20 protein-coding genes are annotated in these 19,308 nt (G+C 63.2%); 8 read left to right on the forward strand and 12 right to left on the reverse strand.

Translation table 11 applies throughout. The features are described 5' to 3' along the window. The first annotated feature begins 166 nt into the window (after window positions 1-166). The 7 genes from DT068_RS24985 (at window position 167) to DT068_RS25015 (ending at window position 6,912) form a co-directional block, all read left to right on the forward strand. Window positions 167-1,255 carry a pyridoxal phosphate-dependent aminotransferase gene (locus DT068_RS24985; RefSeq protein WP_119392614.1) on the forward strand — a complete coding sequence of 363 codons (1,089 nt, stop codon included), beginning with the start codon at window positions 167-169 and terminating at the stop codon, window positions 1,253-1,255. 61 nt (window positions 1,256-1,316) lie between these two features. Further along, a complete protein-coding gene (locus DT068_RS24990) occupies window positions 1,317-2,519 on the forward strand; it encodes an ABC transporter substrate-binding protein (RefSeq protein WP_368905154.1) in 1,203 nt (400 codons plus the stop codon). Between the two features lie 64 nt (window positions 2,520-2,583). Then, window positions 2,584-3,357, forward strand: coding sequence for an ABC transporter ATP-binding protein (locus DT068_RS24995; protein WP_119392644.1), 774 nt, complete (start codon window positions 2,584-2,586; stop codon window positions 3,355-3,357). Further along, the gene (locus DT068_RS25000) at window positions 3,354-4,076 is read left to right on the forward strand and encodes an ABC transporter ATP-binding protein (protein ID WP_119392616.1); all 723 of its coding nucleotides are present in this window, start codon (window positions 3,354-3,356) and stop codon (window positions 4,074-4,076) included. The genes DT068_RS24995 and DT068_RS25000 overlap by 4 nt, the downstream gene beginning before the upstream one ends. A 214-nt stretch (window positions 4,077-4,290) precedes the next feature. Beyond that, window positions 4,291-5,181 (forward strand): branched-chain amino acid ABC transporter permease, encoded by an 891-nt coding sequence (locus DT068_RS25005; protein WP_119392645.1) that lies wholly within the window; start codon window positions 4,291-4,293, stop codon window positions 5,179-5,181. Next, window positions 5,181-6,149 carry a branched-chain amino acid ABC transporter permease gene (locus tag DT068_RS25010; protein ID WP_119392617.1) on the forward strand — a complete coding sequence of 323 codons (969 nt, stop codon included), beginning with the start codon at window positions 5,181-5,183 and terminating at the stop codon, window positions 6,147-6,149. Before DT068_RS25005 ends, DT068_RS25010 begins: the two co-directional genes overlap by 1 nt. Next, the gene (locus DT068_RS25015; RefSeq protein WP_119392618.1) at window positions 6,142-6,912 is read left to right on the forward strand and encodes an SDR family NAD(P)-dependent oxidoreductase; all 771 of its coding nucleotides are present in this window, start codon (window positions 6,142-6,144) and stop codon (window positions 6,910-6,912) included. The genes DT068_RS25010 and DT068_RS25015 overlap by 8 nt, the downstream gene beginning before the upstream one ends. Here the strand turns inward: DT068_RS25015 and DT068_RS25020 are convergent. From DT068_RS25020 to DT068_RS25075, 12 genes are all read right to left on the reverse strand, one after another. After that, window positions 6,909-7,370 carry a tellurite resistance TerB family protein gene (locus DT068_RS25020; RefSeq protein ID WP_119392619.1) on the reverse strand — a complete coding sequence of 154 codons (462 nt, stop codon included), beginning with the start codon at window positions 7,368-7,370 and terminating at the stop codon, window positions 6,909-6,911. The genes DT068_RS25015 and DT068_RS25020 overlap by 4 nt on opposite strands. Window positions 7,371-7,428: 58 nt before the next feature. Next, window positions 7,429-8,250, reverse strand: a complete 822-nt coding sequence (locus tag DT068_RS25025) for a carbohydrate ABC transporter permease (protein WP_119392620.1) — start codon at window positions 8,248-8,250, stop codon at window positions 7,429-7,431. Continuing rightward, a complete protein-coding gene (locus tag DT068_RS25030) occupies window positions 8,247-9,155 on the reverse strand; it encodes a carbohydrate ABC transporter permease (RefSeq protein WP_119392621.1) in 909 nt (302 codons plus the stop codon). The genes DT068_RS25025 and DT068_RS25030 overlap by 4 nt, the downstream gene beginning before the upstream one ends. Continuing rightward, window positions 9,155-10,483, reverse strand: a complete 1,329-nt coding sequence (locus DT068_RS25035) for an ABC transporter substrate-binding protein (RefSeq protein WP_119392622.1) — start codon at window positions 10,481-10,483, stop codon at window positions 9,155-9,157. The genes DT068_RS25030 and DT068_RS25035 overlap by 1 nt, the downstream gene beginning before the upstream one ends. A 44-nt stretch (window positions 10,484-10,527) precedes the next feature. Continuing rightward, window positions 10,528-11,814 carry a TRAP transporter large permease gene (locus DT068_RS25040; RefSeq protein WP_119392623.1) on the reverse strand — a complete coding sequence of 429 codons (1,287 nt, stop codon included), beginning with the start codon at window positions 11,812-11,814 and terminating at the stop codon, window positions 10,528-10,530. Then, complete coding sequence (locus DT068_RS25045) at window positions 11,811-12,308, reverse strand: TRAP transporter small permease (RefSeq protein ID WP_119392624.1); 498 nt, start codon at window positions 12,306-12,308, stop codon at window positions 11,811-11,813. The genes DT068_RS25040 and DT068_RS25045 overlap by 4 nt, the downstream gene beginning before the upstream one ends. A gap of 67 nt (window positions 12,309-12,375) precedes the next feature. After that, window positions 12,376-13,368, reverse strand: coding sequence for a sialic acid TRAP transporter substrate-binding protein SiaP (locus DT068_RS25050; RefSeq protein ID WP_119392625.1), 993 nt, complete (start codon window positions 13,366-13,368; stop codon window positions 12,376-12,378). A gap of 28 nt (window positions 13,369-13,396) precedes the next feature. After that, a complete protein-coding gene (locus DT068_RS25055; protein ID WP_119392626.1) occupies window positions 13,397-14,065 on the reverse strand; it encodes a GntR family transcriptional regulator in 669 nt (222 codons plus the stop codon). Next, window positions 14,062-14,964: a dihydrodipicolinate synthase family protein gene (locus tag DT068_RS25060; protein WP_119392627.1), complete on the reverse strand. Its 903-nt coding sequence runs from the start codon at window positions 14,962-14,964 to the stop codon at window positions 14,062-14,064. The genes DT068_RS25055 and DT068_RS25060 overlap by 4 nt, the downstream gene beginning before the upstream one ends. A gap of 154 nt (window positions 14,965-15,118) precedes the next feature. Then, window positions 15,119-16,111: an inositol 2-dehydrogenase gene (iolG, locus tag DT068_RS25065; RefSeq protein ID WP_119392628.1), complete on the reverse strand. Its 993-nt coding sequence runs from the start codon at window positions 16,109-16,111 to the stop codon at window positions 15,119-15,121. Between the two features lie 32 nt (window positions 16,112-16,143). Next, window positions 16,144-17,358: an NAD(P)/FAD-dependent oxidoreductase gene (locus DT068_RS25070; protein WP_119392629.1), complete on the reverse strand. Its 1,215-nt coding sequence runs from the start codon at window positions 17,356-17,358 to the stop codon at window positions 16,144-16,146. 138 nt (window positions 17,359-17,496) lie between these two features. Next, window positions 17,497-18,246 carry an SDR family NAD(P)-dependent oxidoreductase gene (locus DT068_RS25075; RefSeq protein WP_119392630.1) on the reverse strand — a complete coding sequence of 250 codons (750 nt, stop codon included), beginning with the start codon at window positions 18,244-18,246 and terminating at the stop codon, window positions 17,497-17,499. A gap of 133 nt (window positions 18,247-18,379) precedes the next feature. Between DT068_RS25075 and DT068_RS25080 the strand changes: the two genes are divergently transcribed. Continuing rightward, window positions 18,380-19,132 carry a DJ-1/PfpI family protein gene (locus tag DT068_RS25080; protein WP_368905160.1) on the forward strand — a complete coding sequence of 251 codons (753 nt, stop codon included), beginning with the start codon at window positions 18,380-18,382 and terminating at the stop codon, window positions 19,130-19,132. The last annotated feature ends 176 nt before the right edge of the window (window positions 19,133-19,308 follow it).

Below are 19,308 nucleotides of genomic sequence, written 5' to 3' on the forward strand. Positions count from 1 at the left end.
CGATCTCCCTCTCTTCTTATCCCTCCCCCTTGCGGGGAGGGTCCGCCCAGAGGGCGGGGGTGGGGGGCGCTCGACGCCAGTCGAGCGCCCTTCATGTGTGCTTGCACCATCCATCCCCCATCCGGCGCTTCGCGCCACCTTCCCCGCAAGGGGGAAGGAGAACTTGATGACCACCCTCCCCCACGCCTATTTCAACCCACCGCGCCGGCTGCCTTTCGTCCTGCCGACGCCGCCGGAGGGCAAGAAGCTCATCTCGCTCGCCATCAATGAGAGCCCCTATGGCTGCTCGCGCAAGGCCTGGACGGCGGCGGAAGCGCGCTTCGGCGATCCCAACCGCTATCCCGATCCATCGAGCGCCGATCTGCGCCGTGCCATCGCCCGGCAGTTCGCGCTCGACCCTGAGCGCATCGTCTGCGGCAATGGCTCGGAAGAGCTTCTCGATGTGGTGGCCCGCATGTTCGTGCGCGCCGGCGATCAGATCATCATGTCGCAGTCGGGTTTCTTCCAGTTTGCGGTGATTGCCGCGCGCCTCGGCGCCGAGCTGCTCCGGGCGCCCGAGCAGGACGACATCACCGATGTCGATGCCCTGCTCGCTCTGGTCAGTGAGAAGACGAAGCTCGTCTTTCTCGCCGTGCCCAACAACCCGACCGGCACATTGCTCCCGGTCGATGATGTCATCCGCCTGCACGAAAAGCTGCCGCCTCATGTCGTGCTGGTGCTCGACCTCGCTTATGGCGAATATATGGAGAAGAGCGACCTCGCCCGGCTCATGCGCCATGGTGGGGCCCAGTCCAACATCGTCATCACCCGAACCTTTTCGAAGGCCTATGGGCTGGCGGCGCTCAGGGTCGGCTGGGCGCTGGCCCCCGACTGGATGACGCCCGGCCTCAATCTCATCAGGGGTGTCGGCAATATCAATGCCATTGCCCAGGCCGCGGCCGCGGCTGCCGTCCAGGACCAGGTCTTTGTCGACCGGGTCGTCGCCGAAACGGCGGCGGAGCGGGCCTTCATGGCCCGGCACTATGGCCGGCTTGGCCTTCGGTTCGTGCCGGGTTTCGGCAATTTCCTGCTCACCCGCTTTCCCGATGACGAGACGAAATCGGCCGGCAAATTCATCGACTTCGCCATGCGGGAGGCAGGGCTATGGCTGCGTCCGGTAGGCGAGCCGGGCTTTGCGAATTGGAGCCGTATGGGCCTCGGAAACCGGGCCGAAAACGAGCTCCTTGTCAGGCTGCTGGAGGAGTTCCTGAAATGAGCTTTGAGGCTCCGGACGGCCAAAGTAGTATGGGTCAATCTATAAACCAGGGAGGAACTAAATGAGAAAATCAGTTGTGATGGTGGCTGTTGCGGGCTTGCTCGCGGGGACCGCCATGGCGCAGGCCGCCGACACCAAGATCGGCGCGCTGATGGACGTGACGGGCCCTCTGGCGAGCTTCATCCCGCCTTTGATGAATGCCGCCAATTTCGCCATCAAGAATGTCAATGACGGCGGCGGCCTGCTCGACGGCAAGGCCGTGCTCGTGGTCGGTGACAGCCAGGCCGCCTCGCAGCCTGCGGTCGACGCGGCGACCAAGCTCGTCAATGTCGAGAACGTGCCGATCATCATGGGAGCGCTTGCCTCGGGCTCCACCATCGCGGCGGCAACCGCCGTGACCATCCCCGCCGGCGTAGTGCAGATCTCGCCGACCGCGACATCGCCCGCCATGACGGAAATGAATGACGGCGATCATCTCTACAGGCTGGTGCCCAGCGACAACTATCAGGGCGACGTGCTCGCCAAGATCGTGCTCGCCGAAGGCATCAAGAAGGTCGCCATCACCTATGTGAACAACGACTATGGCGTGGGCATCGCCAACACTTTCAACGCCGCCTTCAAGAAGGCCGGCGGCGAGGTGACCGCATTCGAGAAGCATGAGGACAAGAAGAACTCCTACCGTTCCGAGATCGCGACGCTGGCCAAGAGCTCCCCCGAAGCCCTGGTGGTGATCGCCTATGCCTCGGGTTCGGGCTCCAAGATCGTCAAGCAGGCGATCGAGGGCGGCTTCTTCTCGCGCTTCATCGGCACGGACGGTCTGCGCGACGACCAGCTCATCAAGGAAGTGGGCGCCGATGCGCTGAAGGACTCATTCTTCTCGGCCCCGACCTCGCCCGACAAGAACGATGCCTCGGCCAAGCTGCATGAGGCGTTCAACGCCGAATACAAGGAAGGCGCCGACAAGCCCTTCGTCGACCAGACCTATGATGCGACTTTCCTCGCAGCCCTTGCCGTCGAGAAGGCCGGCTCGGCCGACAAGACCAAGATGATCCAGGCGCTGCGCGAGGTGGCGTCGGCGCCGGGCGAGGTCGTGGGTCCCCTCGACTGGGCCAAGGCCAAGGAGCTCATCAAAGCCGGCAAGGACATCAACTATGAAGGCGCCGGCGGCTCTTATGAGTTCGACGCCAATGGCGATGTGACGGGCTATATCGGCAAGTTCATCGTCGACGGCGACACCTACAAGCAGATCGAAATCTTCCAGTAAGACAACCCATGTTGAGAAGGGCTCCGGCTTGTCCGGAGCCCTTCGCATATCGATCAGACGGCTCGTGATCACTCTCGAAAACATCATCATGCGTTTCGGCGGCCTCTCCGCCGTCGACGATGTGAGCTTTGCCATCAACAAGGGCGAGATCACCGGCCTCATCGGCCCCAATGGCGCCGGCAAGACGACGCTCTTCAATATCATTGCCGGCCGCATCTTCCCGACATCGGGCCGGGTGCTGCTCGAAGACGAGGACATCACCTCCCTTCCGCCACATGAGCGCAGCCGCAAGGGCCTCGCCCGCACCTTCCAGATCCCGCATGAATTCGGCGCTTTGACGGTGCTCGAGAACCTAATGGTCGCGGGTGATACAAGCCGGGGCGAGAGCGCTTTCAACGCCGTTTTGCGCCGCAGCCTGTTCCAGCGCGAGGAGCGCGCCGTCTATGAGCGCGCTTGCGATACGCTGGATTTCCTCGAGCTTGCCCATGTGAGGGCCGAGAAGGCCGGCAATCTTTCCGGCGGCCAGAAGAAGCTTCTCGAGCTTGGCCGCACCTTGATGCGCGAGCCACGCCTCATCCTGCTCGACGAGATCGGCGCCGGCATCAACCGGACCCTTCTCGGCAAGATCGCCGAGAAGATCAAGCGCCTCAATGCCGAGCGCGGCTATACTTTCTGCCTCATCGAGCACGATCTCGACTATGTCTCCAGGCTGTGCGGCGATGTCATCGTGATGGCGCAGGGCAAGGTGCTGACGCGCGGCACCATCGATCAGGTGCGCCATGACGAGCGGGTCATCGAGGCCTATTTCGGCGGCGGCAAATACGAGGTCGGCGCATGAGCCCCCTCCTCGCCATCGACGGCCTCACCGCCGGCTATGGCGGCCTGCCGATCATCGACAATATCGGCCTCAATGTGGCGCCGGGCGAGATCATCCTCATCATTGGCCCCAACGGCGCCGGCAAGTCGACCGTTCTCAAATCCGTCTTCGCGCTCACCAGCATCATTGCAGGCTCGATCCGTTTCGCCGACAGTGAGATTTCACGGCTGGCCACCCAGAAGCTCGTGCCGATGGGCATCGCCGCGGTGCCGCAGACGCGCAATATCTTCCCTTCCCTCACGGTGAGCGAGAATCTCGACATCGGCACCTATGCGGCCCCGCCGCGCAACCGCGCCGAAGTCGAGGAAAAGGTCCTGACCCTGTTCCCCGATCTGAAGGCCAAGCTCAACCAGCCGGCGGGTGAATTGTCGGGCGGCCAGCGTCAGATGGTGACCTTGGGCCGCGCGCTGATGAGCGAGCCACGGCTCCTGCTGCTCGATGAGCCGACCGCCGGCCTGTCGCCCGCCTATCTCGAGCGCATTTTCGATCTCATTCTCGATATCCGCAAGGCCGGCATCACCATTCTGATGGTCGAGCAGAATGCCAGGCAGGCGCTCTCGATCGCCGATCGCGCCTATGTGCTGGTCAATGGCCGCAATTTCGCCTCCGACACCGGCGCCAACCTGCTCGCCAATGACGAGATCCGCCGCTCCTTCCTAGGAGGCACACGCCCCTCATGATGGAGTTCATCAAGCCGCGTAAGCTGTCTCAAGTTTTCCCCCTCGCCCGTTGCGAAGCAATGGGAGAGGGTGCCCGAAGGGCGGGTGAGGGCTCTTTGGCCCAGCAGTGCATGCTCGTTGAGATCACGGGAATTTTCGCGAAAGAGCCCTCATCCGGCCTTCGGCCACCTTGTCCCATCCTTCGGACGGGAGAAGGAGAAGGATGGAAAGCCTCATGATGGAGTTCATCAACTTCTACCTGATCCCCGGCCTGGCGCTGGGCTCCGTCTATGCCCTGGGCGCCATCGGCATCTCGATGATCTTCGGCATATTGCGCTTCGCCCATTTCGCCCATGGCGATGTGATGACGCTCGGCGCCTATGGCACTCTGACCGCGGTGTGGATGTCGGGCCTCCACCCGCTTCTGGCGCTGCCAGCCGGCATTGCCTTCGCCATATTGGCGGCGCTTGCGGTCGACAAGGTCTTCTACAAGCCCTTGCGCGACCTGCCGACCATCTACACCGTGATCGCCTCCTTCGGCGTCGCGCTGATCTTCCGCTCCCTCGTCCAGCTCATCTGGGGCACGCAGAACGAGGTGTTCATCCGCGGTGTCCAGAAGCCGATCGTACTCTTTGATTTGATTCGCGTTTCGGTGCTTCACCTCGAATCGATCGCGGTCATCGTGCTGGCCGCCATTGCGCTGCATTATTTCCTGACGCGCACGAGGACCGGCCGCTCCATGCGCGCCGTCTCGGACAATCCGGAGCTTGCCCGCGTCGCCGGCCTCGACACCGAGAAGGTGGTGCGCTCGACCTGGATCATTGGCGCCAGTCTCGCCGCCATTGCCGGCGTCCTTTCCGGCCTCGACACCAATATCCATCCCAATCTCGGCTGGAACCTGATCCTGCCGATGTTCGCCGCCGCCATATTGGGGGGTATCGGCAAGCCGATGGGCGCCCTGCTCGGCGGCATGGTCATCGGGCTGATCGAGGAACTCTCCTCCTATACCTGGTTCACCGACGAGCCGCTGATCAATCCCGGCTACAAGACCGCCACCGCCTTCCTCATCATGGTGATCCTGCTCATCTTCCGCCCACAGGGCCTGCTCAAGGGGAGGCTCTTCTGATGGATCCGGTGGGTCTTTTCTTCTACCTGGTCGCCTTCCTCATCTTCGGCGGCATCTATGCCATTCTGTGCCTGGCGCTCAATGTGCAATGGGGTTATGGGGGCCTGTTCAATGCCGGCATTGCCGGCTTCTTTGCCGTCGGCGCCTATACATCGGCACTGCTGACCGCTGCTCCAGCTCAAACTCATCTCGGCGGCTATGAGCTTCCCGTCCCGGTCGGCATCCTTGCCGCAGCGGTAACGGCCGGCCTCACCGGCTGGGCGGTGGCGAAGATCTGCATAAGGCTCAAGAGCGATTATCTCGCCATGGCCTCGATCGGCATTGCCGAGATCCTGCGCATGGTGATCGTCAATGAGGACTGGCTCACCAATGGCAGCCTCGGCATCACCAACATACCGCGTCCCTTCGATGGCTTCGTCCAGGGCCGCGCCGCCGATATCCTCTTCCTCCTCGTCGTCTGGGCGGTGGTCATCATCGTCTATCTCATCTGCAACCGCCTCTATGACAGCCCCTGGGGCCGCACCTTGCGCGCGGTGCGCGACAATGAGGATGCGGCCCGCGCCGTCGGCAAGGATGTCGATGCCTTCCGCCTCCAGACCTTCGTCATCGGTGCGGCACTCATGGGCGTCGCCGGCGCGCTCAGCGCGCATTATTTCCGTTTCCTCTCGCCCGAGGCGACCGAGCCTCTCCTCATCACCTTCCTGGTCTGGGTGATGCTGATGGCGGGCGGCAGCGGCAACAACAAAGGCGCCATTGTCGGCGCCTTGTCGGTCTGGGCCATCTGGTCGATGACCGAGATCTTCGCCAACCGCCTGCCGGCCGAGTTTGCCACACGATCGTCCTATATCCGGATGCTGCTGATCGGCCTACTCTTGCAGTTCGTTCTGCAGAGATACCGCTCGGGTCTGCTGCCCGAACGCTCGCCCGGCAATGCCTTCGACAAGGACACCGACAAGACAAATGGCTGATTGGATCAAACGCTTCTCACTCACCGGCAAGGTGGCGCTCGTCACAGGCGCCACCAAGGGCATCGGCTACGACATCTGCAAAGTGCTGGCGGATGCCGGCGCCGATATCGCAGCCGTCGGGCGCGATCTAGCCGGCCTCGCCGACGTCAGGCAGGCGGTCGAGGCCCTGGGCCGCAAATGTGTGACTATTTCCGCTGAGCTCGCGACGCCTGAGGGGCCGGTCCAGGCAGCACGTGAGGCGCTCAAATCCTTCGGCACCATCGACATCCTGGTCAACAGTGCCGGCATCGCGCTGGTCGCCTCCTTGCTCGAGGCAACGGTCGAGGACTGGGACAGGGTCATGGCGGTCAATTTGCGCGCCCCCTTCCTTCTCGCCCGGGAACTCGCGCCGAAGATGATCGCCCAGCGTTCCGGCAAGATCATCAATATCTCATCGCAGGCCGGCGTCATCGCCATCGACGATCATGCCGCCTATTCCGCCTCCAAGGGCGGCCTCAATATGCTGACCAAGGCCATGACGGCGGAATGGGCGAAGCACAATATCCAGGCCAACGCCATCTGCCCGACCATCATCCTCACCCCGATGGGCGAGCAGGTCTGGGGCGATCCGGCCAAGGGCAAGCCGATGCTCGACAAGACTCCGCTCGGCCGTTTCGGCAAGCCGCAGGAAGTTGCGGACATGGTGCTCTATCTCGCTTCGCCTGCGTCCGACCTCGTCTGCGGCGAGACGCTGCTGATCGATGGCGGGTTCACGTCGCTTTAGTTCATGCTCAGTCCAAGCTTCGCCAGCGCGCGCTTGCGCGCCAGCCCCCGATCCAGGTCGGTGACATGGATCAGCCCGGCGATCCGGCGCAGCAGCATGTCCTCATGCGGATCGAGGACTCCGTCCGAGTAGGCGACTTTCCACAGCATCTCGATGATACGGACTTTCTCTTCTTCGCTAAGGCGGTCATTGATCTGGCGGGTAAAGGAATAATACTGCGTCGAGCGCTGCACCGCCTGTTCGGCCGCCTCGACCAGCGACTTGACCGCCTGAGGCTTGAGATCGAACCTGTCGGCGAGGAGGCGCTCGATGGTGGTCCGCTCGGCACCATCGAAATTGTCATCCATGCGCGCCGCCTCGACCAGAAGGGCCGCGACCGCGTGCGCGAGATCATCCTTTCTGTCGGCCAGAACCGGCGCGTCGCGGCCGCTGAGAAAATCAATCAGGCGATCGATCATGAAGGTCTCCGAAATGCGCTACAGGACGGTAGACATATCGGGATGAGCCGGGCTTTGGTCAACCACCCTTCACGGCGCCGGCCGTCAGCCCGGCCACGATCTGCCTCTGCGCGAGCATGGTGAGCACCAGCACCGGCAGCGTCACCACCAGGGCCGCGGCGGCCAGCGGCCCCCAGCTCACCTGCTCATAGGACAGCATGTTATAGACCGCGACCGGCAGGGTTCGCGTCTCGCGGCTGGCGAGCACCACGCCGAAGACGAAGTTGTTCCACGAGAAGATCACGGCGAGGATCAGCGCCACGACGATGCCGGGCCTGGCGATCGGCAGCGCCACCATGCTGAACACCTGCCAGGCGCTGGCGCCGTCGATGCTGGCCGCCTCCTCGAGCTCGATCGGCGTCGTCTCGAAATAGCCGATCATGACCCACACCACGATGGGCACGGTGACGACCAGATGGATGATGATCTGCGGCCAGATCGTGCCGACGAGCCCTACCCACTGGAACAGCAGATAGAGCGGGATGAGATAGGAAAGGCCGGGCGTCATGCGGGCGATCATCACCACCACCGCGGCTTTCTCGGCCTTGAGCCGGGCGATCCCGTAGCCGGCCGGCACACCGATCAGCAGCGCGAGCGCCGTCGCGGTTCCGGTGACCAGGATCGAGTTCCACAGATAGAGCAGGAAATTGTTCTCGCGGAACACCTGCGCGTAGTTCGACCAGGCGAAGCGTTCCGGAATGAAGATCGGCGGATAGGCGCCATTGTCGATCTCGAATTTGAGCGACAGCGAGAGCATCCAGAGGAAGAACAGGATGGCCGGCGACACGACGACGAATGCCAGGAAAAGCAGCCCGATGCGGTTGAGAAGCCGGCTTTTCATTTCCCTTCCGCCTCCGACCATTGCAGGCGCTGGCGCAGCATCAGGAGAATGAGGGACAGCGCCACGATGATGACGAAGAAGATGATCGCCATCGCCGATGAATAGCCGATGTCGTAATAGGCGAAGGCGGTGTTGTAGAGATAGATGTTGATCGTCTCCGACGCCGTTCCAGGCCCGCCTTGCGTCATCGCATAGATGATGTCGAAGCTCTTGAGCGCATCGATGCTGCGGATGATTGCCGCGACCATGATGAAGGGCGCGATCATCGGCAGGGTCAGGTGATAGAATTTCTGCCAGCCATTGGCGCCGTCGATCTCCGCACTCTCGTAAGGGTCGCGCGGCAGGGAGGCGAGGCCGCCCAGCACGATCAGCATGACGAGCGGTGTCCACTGCCATGTCTCGACCGCGACCAGCGACGGGATGACGGTCGAGGGATTGAAGATCCACTCCTGCGCCGGGATGCCCACCAGCGACAGCAGGTAGTTGAGGACGCCGAGCTGGGGATGGAACATCATCGTCCAGACCAGGGCTATGGCGACGGGCGTCGCCATCATCGGCATCACGAAGATGCCGCGCAGGAAGCCGCGCCACGGAAACCGGGCATCGAAGATGAGGGCGGCCAGCGTGCCGAGGATCAGCGGCATGACGACCGACAGCAGCGTGTACCACAGCGTGTGGCCGAGCGACTCCCAGAATCTCGGATCGGCCCAGAGCCTCAGGTAATTGGCAAAGCCGACGAAGCTGCGCGGGCTGCCGAGCGTCCATTCATTGCCGCTCATCCAGATGGTGAAGGCCCAGGGAAAGACGATGACCGCCAGTACGACGATGAGCGCCGGCAGCACGAAAAGCCAGTAATTGGGCGCCAGCCGCAAAGGCCGGCGCCCGGCTTGGACAGTTGCCGCCATCAGGCCTTTTCGCTCTTCTCGAGCACCGGCTTGAACGCTTCGGTCGCCTTCTTGAGCTCCGCCGCCGGATCGCCGCCCGAGATGAGATTGGTCAGCGCCACGCCGAACGTGTCGCGGAATTCGGTCACCGGCACGATCACCGGCAAAGCCAGCCGGCTGATATCGCCCGAGCCCGCCACCGCATCGACCCATTGGCCCGGCATGGTGACGCCGGAGCGGACCTTCTCATCGCCGAGCACCGATTTGCGGAACGGCACGCCGGCGCCCGCCTGCAGCAGCCGCGCCCCCATGACCGGCGAGACGGCCCACTGGCAGAAGAGATAGGCGGCCTCCTTCTTCTCGCTGGCGGCGGTGACGCCGATACCGTCGCCGAAAGTGCCGGAGGCATGCGCCTTGGGGCCCTTCGGCATGATGCCATAGCCGACCTTTCCGACCACGCGCGACTTGTTGGGGTCTTCCAGCGGCGGCGCGAAGCCGACGCCGTCGAGCCACATGCCGATCTTGCCTTGCAGGAAAGCCGATTGCGATTCGGCCCAGTTGAAGCCGGCGACGCCGGGAGGCGCCGATGTCGTCATCAGCCGCTTGTAGAGGGCGGCCGCTTCCACGGCTTCTGGCGTTTCCGTCTGCAGCGTGCCGTTCTCGACCGTATATTTGTCGAAGCCCAGCAGAAGCGATGTCCATACCGGGACGTTGGCATTCTTGAGGCCGCGCGCCACAAATCCGAAAGTGCCGGCATCCTTGTCGGTCAAGGCCTCCGCGGCCTTGACCAGGTCGTCGAAGGTCGCCGGATAGTCGAGGCCCTTCGCCTGGAAGAGATCCTTGTTCCAGTAGATGATCCAGTAGTCGACCGAGAACGGCAGCGAGTGCAGCGTTCCATCGGCATTCTTGGCATAGGCGAGGCCGGCATCGGCAAAGTCGCCTTCGGTGTTGGCCGCCTCGGTCAGCGAGGGATCCTTGAGGAAGCCGCCGATATCGGCAAGCCAGCCGCCCTTTTCGAACTGCCGCTTCTGCACGTGATAGGAAAGATGCACGACATCGAAGCTGGGCTTGCCGGAGGAAAGCTCGATGACCGTCTTCTGGCGCTGCTGCTGCTCGGGCGTCGCCTCGGCATTGACCTTGATGCCGGTCATCTCCTCGAACTCGGAGAGATATTTGAGGATCGTGTCGCTGCGCGGGCTCTTGACGAGATTGACCTCGAGCGTCTGGCCGGAAAACTTCTTCCAGTCGACCTCGGCTGAAAAAGCCGGACGAGCGCCGATGACACCTGCCGCGCCGAGGCCCGCTGCGCCGGCGAGGAAATCGCGTCTGGTGATTGTTCTGCTGGTCATCTGTTCCTCCATCTGTTTAAGCAATTGCATCGAAGATAGCACCATCACTGCCCCAGGAAATAGTTCGGCAGCGCCGTCGTCAATGGCGGCCACAGCGAGACCGCGACCAGCACCACCAGCAGCGGGATGAGCCAGGGCACGATCGCCCGCGACATCGCCTCGAAGCTGATGCCGGCGATCTTGGACGTGATGAACAGCACGACGCCGACCGGCGGCGTGATCGTGCCTATCATCAGGTTAAGGACGAAGATCAGCCCGAACTGGACCGGATCGATGCCGAGCTGGGCCGCGACCGGCGTCAGGATCGGGATCAGGATCAGCATCGCTGCCAGCGCCTCCATGAAGCAGCCGATGAACAGCAGCAGGACATTGACCATGAGCAGGAACAGCAGCGGATGGCCGAGATTGTCGGCGATCAGCGGCGTGACCAGCTGCGGAATCCTTGCGATCGACAGGCACCAGGCCATGGCCGCCGCGGTCATCACCAGCGCCAGCACCGTCCCCGTCGTCTCGACCGTGTCGATGACGAGCTTCGGCAATTGGCGGATGTCGAATTCGCGATAGACGAAGAGACCGAGGACGAGCGCATAGACGGTGGCGATGGCGGCGGCTTCGGTCGGCGTCATGATGCCGGCCATCATGCCGCCGAACAGGATGACCGGCGTCATCAGGGCCCAGTGGGCGCGGCGATAGGCGGCCCACAGGTCGCCGAAACCGGGAAAGGCATGCTTCGGCAGATCGCGCCGGATCGCCACGACGCTGATCATCCCGGCGAGCGTGAGCGCCATCAGCAGGCCCGGAATGACGCCGGCCAGGAACAGGCCGCCGATCGAGACATCGGCACTGACGCCATAGATGACCATCGGCAGCGATGGCGGAATGATCGGGCCGATGGTCGCCGAGGCCGCGGTGACGGCGGCAGCCGTCTCGGCGTCATAGCCTTCCTTCTTCATGGCACGGATCTCGAGCGAGCCCACCCCGCCCGCATCCGCCACCGCCGAGCCCGACATGCCGGCGAAGATGACGCTCGCCAGGATATTGGCGTGGCACAGGCCGCCCCGCACCCAGCCGACGCAGGCCGTGGCGAAGGCGAAGATGCGGTCGGTGATGCCGGCCGAATTCATGATGTTGCCCATGAGCACGAAGAGCGGCGCCGCCAGCAGCGGAAAGGAATTGACCGATTGCGCGATCTTCTGCGGCACGATGTCGACCGGCATGCCGGCGATCGCCACGAAGGCGAAGGCGGCGAGCCCCATCGAGGCGAACATCGGCAGGCCGAGCAGCAAGGCTGCCAGCCACACCGCGAGGATCGCCAGCATGAGCTCGGTCATAGCGGCAGCTCCGTCGCGACGGCACGGCTGTCCTTGCCCTTGATCACTTCCATGATCTGAACGATGGCCTGAAGGATGACGGCAAGCCCTGCGATCGGCATGGGGATATAGACGAGCGATACCGAGAGCGGCAGGCTCACCCATTCGACATCGACATTGCGCTGGATAAGCCCGAAGCTCTTGACCAGCAGGATCACGCCCAGCAGCGCCACCAGCAGCTGCGCGGCGATCTCGGCCAGCCGCCGCGGCCAGCCCTTGAGACGGTCGATGATCAGCCCGATGCGGATATGGGCGCGGCTGCGGCTGGCGATGATCCAGCCGGTGAAGGCCGTCCACACCAGGAGATATTGCGCAAGCTCGTCCGACCAGGTGAGCGGCTCGCCCATCAGGCGGCAGACGACGCCAAGGAAGACGCAGGCCAGCATGGCCAGCAGCAATAGCGTGGCTGCAGCGCCCACCAGACGATCGGACCATTTCGATAGAATGTGCAGCAAGCCCTTCTCCGCCCGCTCGAGGAACCGCCTGCCGGATGCAGGAACCGGCAGGCAACACGAAGACGGTTCAGAGGGCGGCGAGCGCGTCCCAGGTTCCCTTGCCCCACTTCTCCTCGAATTTGGCCGGCACCTGCTCCAGCACCGGCTTGCGGAAGCTTTCGACGTCGGGCTCGATCACGGTCATGCCGGCGGTCTTGAGCTTGTCGACCAGTGCGGCCTCCTGCGCCGACAATTCTGTGTCCTGCCACTTGACCCCTTCGGCAATGGCCTCATCGAGGATGGCGCGGTCGGCCGCATCGATCGCCTTGAGCGCCGCCTCATTCGCGAGGATGAGCCGCGGCGTGATGATATGGCCGGTGAGGACCAGGTATTTCTGCACCTCGTTGAGTTTCGCCGTGGCGATCGTCGGCAGCGGATTCTCCTGGCCATCGACCGCCCCCTGGCTCAGCGCCAGATAGAGCTCGTTGAAGTTGATCGGCGTCGCCTTGGCGCCCCAGGCTTCCGCCATGGCCCGGAAGGTGTCGACCGGCGGCACGCGCAATTTGAAGCCTTCCATGTCGGCGGCGGACTTCACTTCCTTCTTGCCGGTGGTGAGATGGCGCTTGCCGTAATAGGTGACGGCCAGCATCCTCAAGCCCCGCTTGCTGACGAGCTCGTCATTCATCGCGGCGAATTGCGGCGAGGCGCCGACCTTGGCCATGTGGGCGGCGTCCTTCCACAGATAGGGCGCCTCGATGACCGAGAGCTGCGGCAGCAACGCGCCGATGGCGGCCGCGCCGTCCGTCGTGAAGGTGAGCGCGCCCGAGACGACCGCATCCATCATGTCCTTGCCGGAGCCCAACTGGCCATTGGGAAAGGACTGGATGTCGATGCGGCCGGAAGATTTCTCCTTGGCGATGGCGGCGATCTTGTCGATCATCTGCACTTGCGGATGCGTGGTGGCCAGCATCTCGCCCCAGCGGATGACCGTTCCCTCGGCGCGCAGCACCGAAGGCGCAAAGATGGCGGAAGCAGCGACCGCGCTGCCCGCCACAAATCCACGTCTTGTCACTTTACGCATGTTGATATCCTCCCATTTGGCTTCACATTTATTCTTGGATGCTCAGGGCGCGCTGGCGGGCAATGCCGATATGCTCCGCCATGGCGCGCGCCGCGGCGTCTTCGTCGCGCCGTTCGATGGTTTCGATGATCTTCAGGTGCTCGCCCATCACTTGCGGGATCATCGGCACATAGAGCCTGGTCTCGGCCAGCCGGATGAGCTTGATCTTGATCCAGTTGACCCGGTAGGCATTAGTGATGATCTCATTGTTGAGATGATCGATCACCGCTTCATGCAGCATGAGGTCGGTGGCTTCCGCCTCCTCCATCAGGCCCTGGTCTTCACTCGCATTGTGGCGGGCGATGATCGCTTCATGGCGCTGCCTGATGGCGGCGACGAGGTCGGCCGGGGCGCTGCGGGCAAAGATGCGCACCGCCGACTCTTCGAGAAACAGCCTGAGTTGGAAGGCATTGCGCACCAGTTGGATGTCGACCTGCGGCACCTGCATGCCGCGATGCGGCGCGGTACGGATCAGCCCTTCGGCCTCGAGCCGCGGCACCAGTTCGCGGATGGCGCCGAGGGGCAAACCGGTTATGGCGACGAGCTCCCGCTGGGTGATGAATTGGCCGGGCTTTATCTTGTTGGCGAGCAGGCTTCGCGTATAGCCGACATAGGCCTGCTCGCGCAGTTTCAGCGCTTCATGAGCGGCTTCGCTCATGCCCGTTTCCGGTCCTGCCCGGGGGCGAGGACCGCCTCATAGGCGCGCACCAGGGCGCTACGTTCTGCGGCCGGCAGGTCGACGAGCGGTGCCCGCATGCGGGCATATTCGTCATCGCCATGCACATGCGCGACAAGCGCCTTCACCGCCGGCAGCACCGGATAGGAGGTGATGAGATTGACCACAGGCACGATCAGCGGATTGTCGGCGCCCTTGTGGATGACATCCCGAAGCAGCCACGGCGCCAGATTGGCAAGACCGCAGATCGAGCCCTGCGCGCCCTTGCGCATTGCTTCGCCCAGATAGCGCTCCTCGCCGACGAGGATCGCAAGCTCGCCATGCGCGGCGAGGAAAGCTTCGGTCGTGGCCTTGTCGCCGGAGGAATCCTTGACCCCCGCGATCACGCCCGGAAAGGCCTGTTTCAATTTACCGACAAGATCGACCGAGAGCGGAACGGCCGTCTGGCCCGGAATATGATAGAGAATGATGCCGCGCGCCACGGCGCCCATGCCTTCGATCACGCGCGCGAACCAGGCATAGAGGCCCTCGTCGCTGATCCCCTTGAAATAATAGGGCGGCGCCAGCAGCAGGCCGCGCGCCCCGAAATCGAGCGCGAGGCGCGCCTGCTCGACCGCATCGACGACGGTTGTCGCCGAAACGCCGGCATTGAGCTTGTGGCCCCCTATTCCGCTCCCGGTCACCGCCCCCAGCATCCGGGCCCGGTCCTTGAGGCCGAGCGAGAAGCCTTCGCCGGTCGTTCCGAAGAGCGTGATGCCGTCCGCCCCTTCGGCCAGCACATGCTGGGCATGGCGTAGGAGACGCGCCAGGTCGACCGCCCCGTCGGCGGTGAAGGGGGTGATGAGGGCGGCGGAAAGACCGAAGATTTCTTGCTTGTTCATATGAGACTACTTAGCAACATTTAGGTAACATGTTGCTCAGTTTTCAGACAACGTCAAGTGCCACCTGGCAAATATCGGCAGGTGCATAGTGGATCTTTGTCTCTGCTGTGGAAAAGCGGGTTTCGCGCCCCTCGGCCGGACGGGCGCGGCCGCGCTACCCGACCTTGACCGGCTTGCCGCTCTTCCAGGATTCGGTGGCGGCATCGGCGAGCATTTGCGCCTTGAGGCCATCGACGCCATTGGGCCTCGGATCGCGATTGCCGGATTCGACCGCGGCGATGAAGCTGTTGAGCTCATTCGCATAGGCCTGGGCATAGCGCTCGAGGAAGAAGTTCTGGATCGGATCGGCCTGCGTGCCCTGGCCATTATGCAGCTCGACCGTGGTGTTGTGCACATTGCGCGCCGACAGCATGCCCCTGGAGCCGTGCACTTCCATGCGCTGGTCATAGCCATAGGTGGCGCGGCGCGAATTGGTGATGACCGCGATCCGTCCCGTCGCCGTCTGCATCTGCACCGCTGCCGTGTCGACATCGCCCGCTTCGCCGATGGCGTGATCCACCAGCGCGGCGCCCAGCGCCTGCACCACCACGAATTCCTCAGCCATCAGGAAGCGCGCCATGTCGAAATCATGGATCATCATGTCGCGAAAGAGGCCGCCCGAGCCTTTGACATATTCGGCTGGTGGCGGGGCGGGATCGCGCGAGATGACGGTGACGATCTCGACATCGCCGACGGCACCCTTGCGGATGCGCGCTTCCAGCTCGGCGAAACTGGGATCGAACCGGCGGTTGAAGCCGATCATCAGGGTCGACTTGTTCTTCTCCACCACTTTCAGCGTCTCATGGATGGTCTTCACCTCGAGCGACACCGGCTTCTCGCACATGATGGCCTTGCCGGCGCTGGAGGCGGCCTGGATCTGCTCGGCATGGAAGCCGGTGGGCGAGCCGATGAGGACGGCGTCCACGTCTTTCGCCCGCATGATCTCATCGACGCTCGCGACCTTGGCGCCATGGAGCCCGGCGAGGTCCCCTGCCGCCTTGGCATTCACATCCGCGATATAGGCCAATGCCGCCTTGGGGTTCTGGGCAATGGTCTTCGCATGCACCTTGCCGATGCGCCCCGCGCCAATCACGCCAAATCTGATCATGGAGTCTCTCCGTTTGAAATTTTCACGCGCCGTCATCCCTTGATGAGCGGCCTCAGCTGTTGGCCCGGGTCGGCCAGCACGTCGGCTGGCGGCTTTATTCCCTTGGCGATCATCATCTCGGCGAGCTTGATGTCGCGTGCAATGGCGTTGCCCGGGCCGATGCCGCTCGCCCCGGCAAGCGTGCCGTCCTCGGCGAGATGGAAGAGAATGAGAGTATCCTCATTCGGCTTGCGGGCGACGGTCACCGGCCCCATTTCCGCAAAGCCCGCAATCTGCAGGCCGAGCTCATACTGATCGGACCAGAACCACGGAACCGTAATATGCTCTTTTGCACCGCCCAGCATGTTCTCCACCGCCGTCGCCGCCTGGTCCTGGGCCGAGCGCCAGGCTTCAAGCCTTATGCGGCGGTTGGCGAGCCTGGCATGCAGGAATGACGCGCAATCCCCTGCCGCATAGATGTCGGGAGCCGATGTGCGCATATGCTGGTCGCAGGCGATGCCATTGTCGATGGCAAGCCCCGCGGAAGCGGCAAGCGTCGTTTCGGGCACGGCACCTACGCCGGAGATGATGGTGTCGGCCGGCAGCACGCGTCCGTCGGCGAGATGGACCGCATCCTGGCTCAAATGCGACAGGCCAACACCCGTCAGCACCGTGACCCCTGCTTTTTCATGGCGCGCATGGACAATCGCGGCAATCGCTTCCGGCACGCCGCGCATGAGGATGCGGGGCTGGGCCTCGATGAGCGTCACATGGCAGCCACGCTTCGCGGCCGACGAGGCCAGCTCCAGACCGATGAACCCGCCGCCGATGACGACGATATTTCGTCCCGCGACGAAACGCTGGCGCAGGGCGAGGGAATCCTCATGATTGCGCAAGGTCAGCGCATGCTCGATGCCTGGAATGGGCAAAGTGCGGGGCTTGGCCCCGGTGGCGATCAGGAGCTTGTCATAGCTGACGCTTGATCCATCGCTCAGCGCAACGACCTTTTCACGGGGATCGATGCCGGTCGCGGCGATCCCCTTGCGGACATCGACCTTGAGCTCGCGGGCGATCGTCTCATCCATGAGCCAGACCGGCTGCGGTTCATCTTCCTGCGTGATCGAGGCTTTGGACAGAGGCGGGCGGTCATAGGGCAGCAGATATTCATCGCCGAGGAGAGTGATGGCTTCGGTGTAGCCGTTCGCGCGCAAATTGATGCAGGCGCGCGCCCCCGCCATGCCGGCGCCAATGATGACGATGGAATTCATTCGACGCACCTTCCTGTCCCGGACGCTTGTGGATTCTATCCGGACAGTCTTCTAGCGCATCGCGCCGAAAAGTGCGAAGCGACTTTTTCTTGCATAAAAACAATCATATAGGGCGCCGAGGCATCGGAGCCTGCGGTATCAATAGGTCGCCCTGCCTCCCGAGACGTCGAACACCGCACCCGTCGAAAAGGAGCACTCCTCGCTGGCGAGCCAGGTGACGAGGCTCGTCACTTCGTCGACGAGGCCGAAGCGTCCCATCGGGATCTTCGACAGCATGAAGTCGATATGGGTCTGGCTCATCTGGTCGAAGATCGGGGTCTTGACCGCGGCCGGCGTCACGCAATTGACCGTGATCTTCGACTTGGCCAGCTCCTTTCCGAGCGACTTGGTGAGGCCGATCACCGCCGCCTTCGAGGTCGAATAGGCGGAGGCATTCGGATTGCCCTCCTTGCCGGCGACGGAGGCGATATTGACGATGCGCCCATAGCCGCTCTTCTGCATCTCGGGCACGATGGCGCGGCAGCAATAGAAGACGCCATTCACATTGATGTCGATCACCTGGCGCCATTTGTCCGGCGGATAATCCCACATCGTTGCATTGGGCCCGGTGATGGCAGCGCTCGTCACCAGGATGTCGATCTGCCGGAAGGCCTTCACCGTCTCGGCGACCGCCCTCGTGACGCTCGTCTCATCGCTGACATCGACCGTCACGCTGTGTGCTTGGCTGCCGATCGCATCCGCCGCCTTGGCGCCGGCCTCCGCATTGAGGTCCCAGATGCAGGCCTTGCCGCCTTCCGCCACGATGCGGTGGGCGACCGCGACACCGATCCCGGATGCTCCCCCGGTAATGACGGCGACCCGCCCCTTGAATCTCTCGGCAAACTGCATGGCGTCCTCTGTCTTGTCCAGGTGGCCGGGACAATTTCATGCGAACGCCTTGAGTGCAAGCGATTAAACGCGTGACCGGCATTCCGGAATATGAGAGACTTCCCGATAAAGTATGACAATTGGGAGGACCACCATGAACAAGCCCGTTCAGCCCACGCCCGCCGGCGATGCCGCCGTCATCCGCGTGCAGCAATTCGAATCTCCGGCCGGCGTGCCGCTGCTCTCGACGCAGATGCTTGCCACCGCCGATGGCGAGCTCAATCGCGAGCTCAATCATTTTCTGTTCGACCCGCCCTCCAACCCGAACCTGCTCAAGGGCAGGAAGATCGCCATCTGTTGCACCAATGGCGTCGAAGAGGTGGAGATCCTCGGCGCCCATCGCTGGTTGAGCGAGCACGGCGCCACCGTCCATGTCGTGGCGCCCAAGGCCGGTCCCCTGCCGCCGGGCTATGGCGTGAAGATGCCGCCGATTGCCGAGACGCATGTGCTCGCCATCAGGCTCATGGAGAATGGCGGCTGGCTCAAGATCGACCAGTATGTCGAGACCGCCAAGGCGTCTGATTATGACGCGATCATCCTGCCCGGCGGTTGCTGGAACCCGGATTTCCTGCGCGCCGACAAGAACGCCATCGCCTTCGTTCAGGACATGTACAAGGCCGGCAAGCCGGTCTGCGGCATCTGCCATGGCCCCTGGGTGCTGATCAGCGCCAGGCTGCTCAAGGGCAAGAAGGCGACGGCGGTATGGAACATCCACATCGATCTCGAAAATGCCGGCGCCACCGTGATCGACGAGCCGGTGGTCGTCGACGGCAACCTCATCACCGCCCGCTTCCCCTATGACCTGCCGCGCATGGTGCAGGCACTGGTGAAACAGCTGGTGGGATAGTTCACCTCATCATCCCGCGAAAGAACGTCATCCCGGCGAAAGCCGGGACCCCTTGAATAGTCGCCCGTGAAGAAGCTGATTTCAAGCTGGGATAAGCCGGGGCCGGGGATTGTGGAGCGTGTCAGTCTCCCCATCAGCTTGGGCAAAGCCGATCAGCCGGGCGAGGCATAGGCACC

The organism is Taklimakanibacter lacteus, assembly GCA_003576695.1.
Lineage (GTDB): Bacteria > Pseudomonadota > Alphaproteobacteria > Rhizobiales > Aestuariivirgaceae > Taklimakanibacter > Taklimakanibacter lacteus.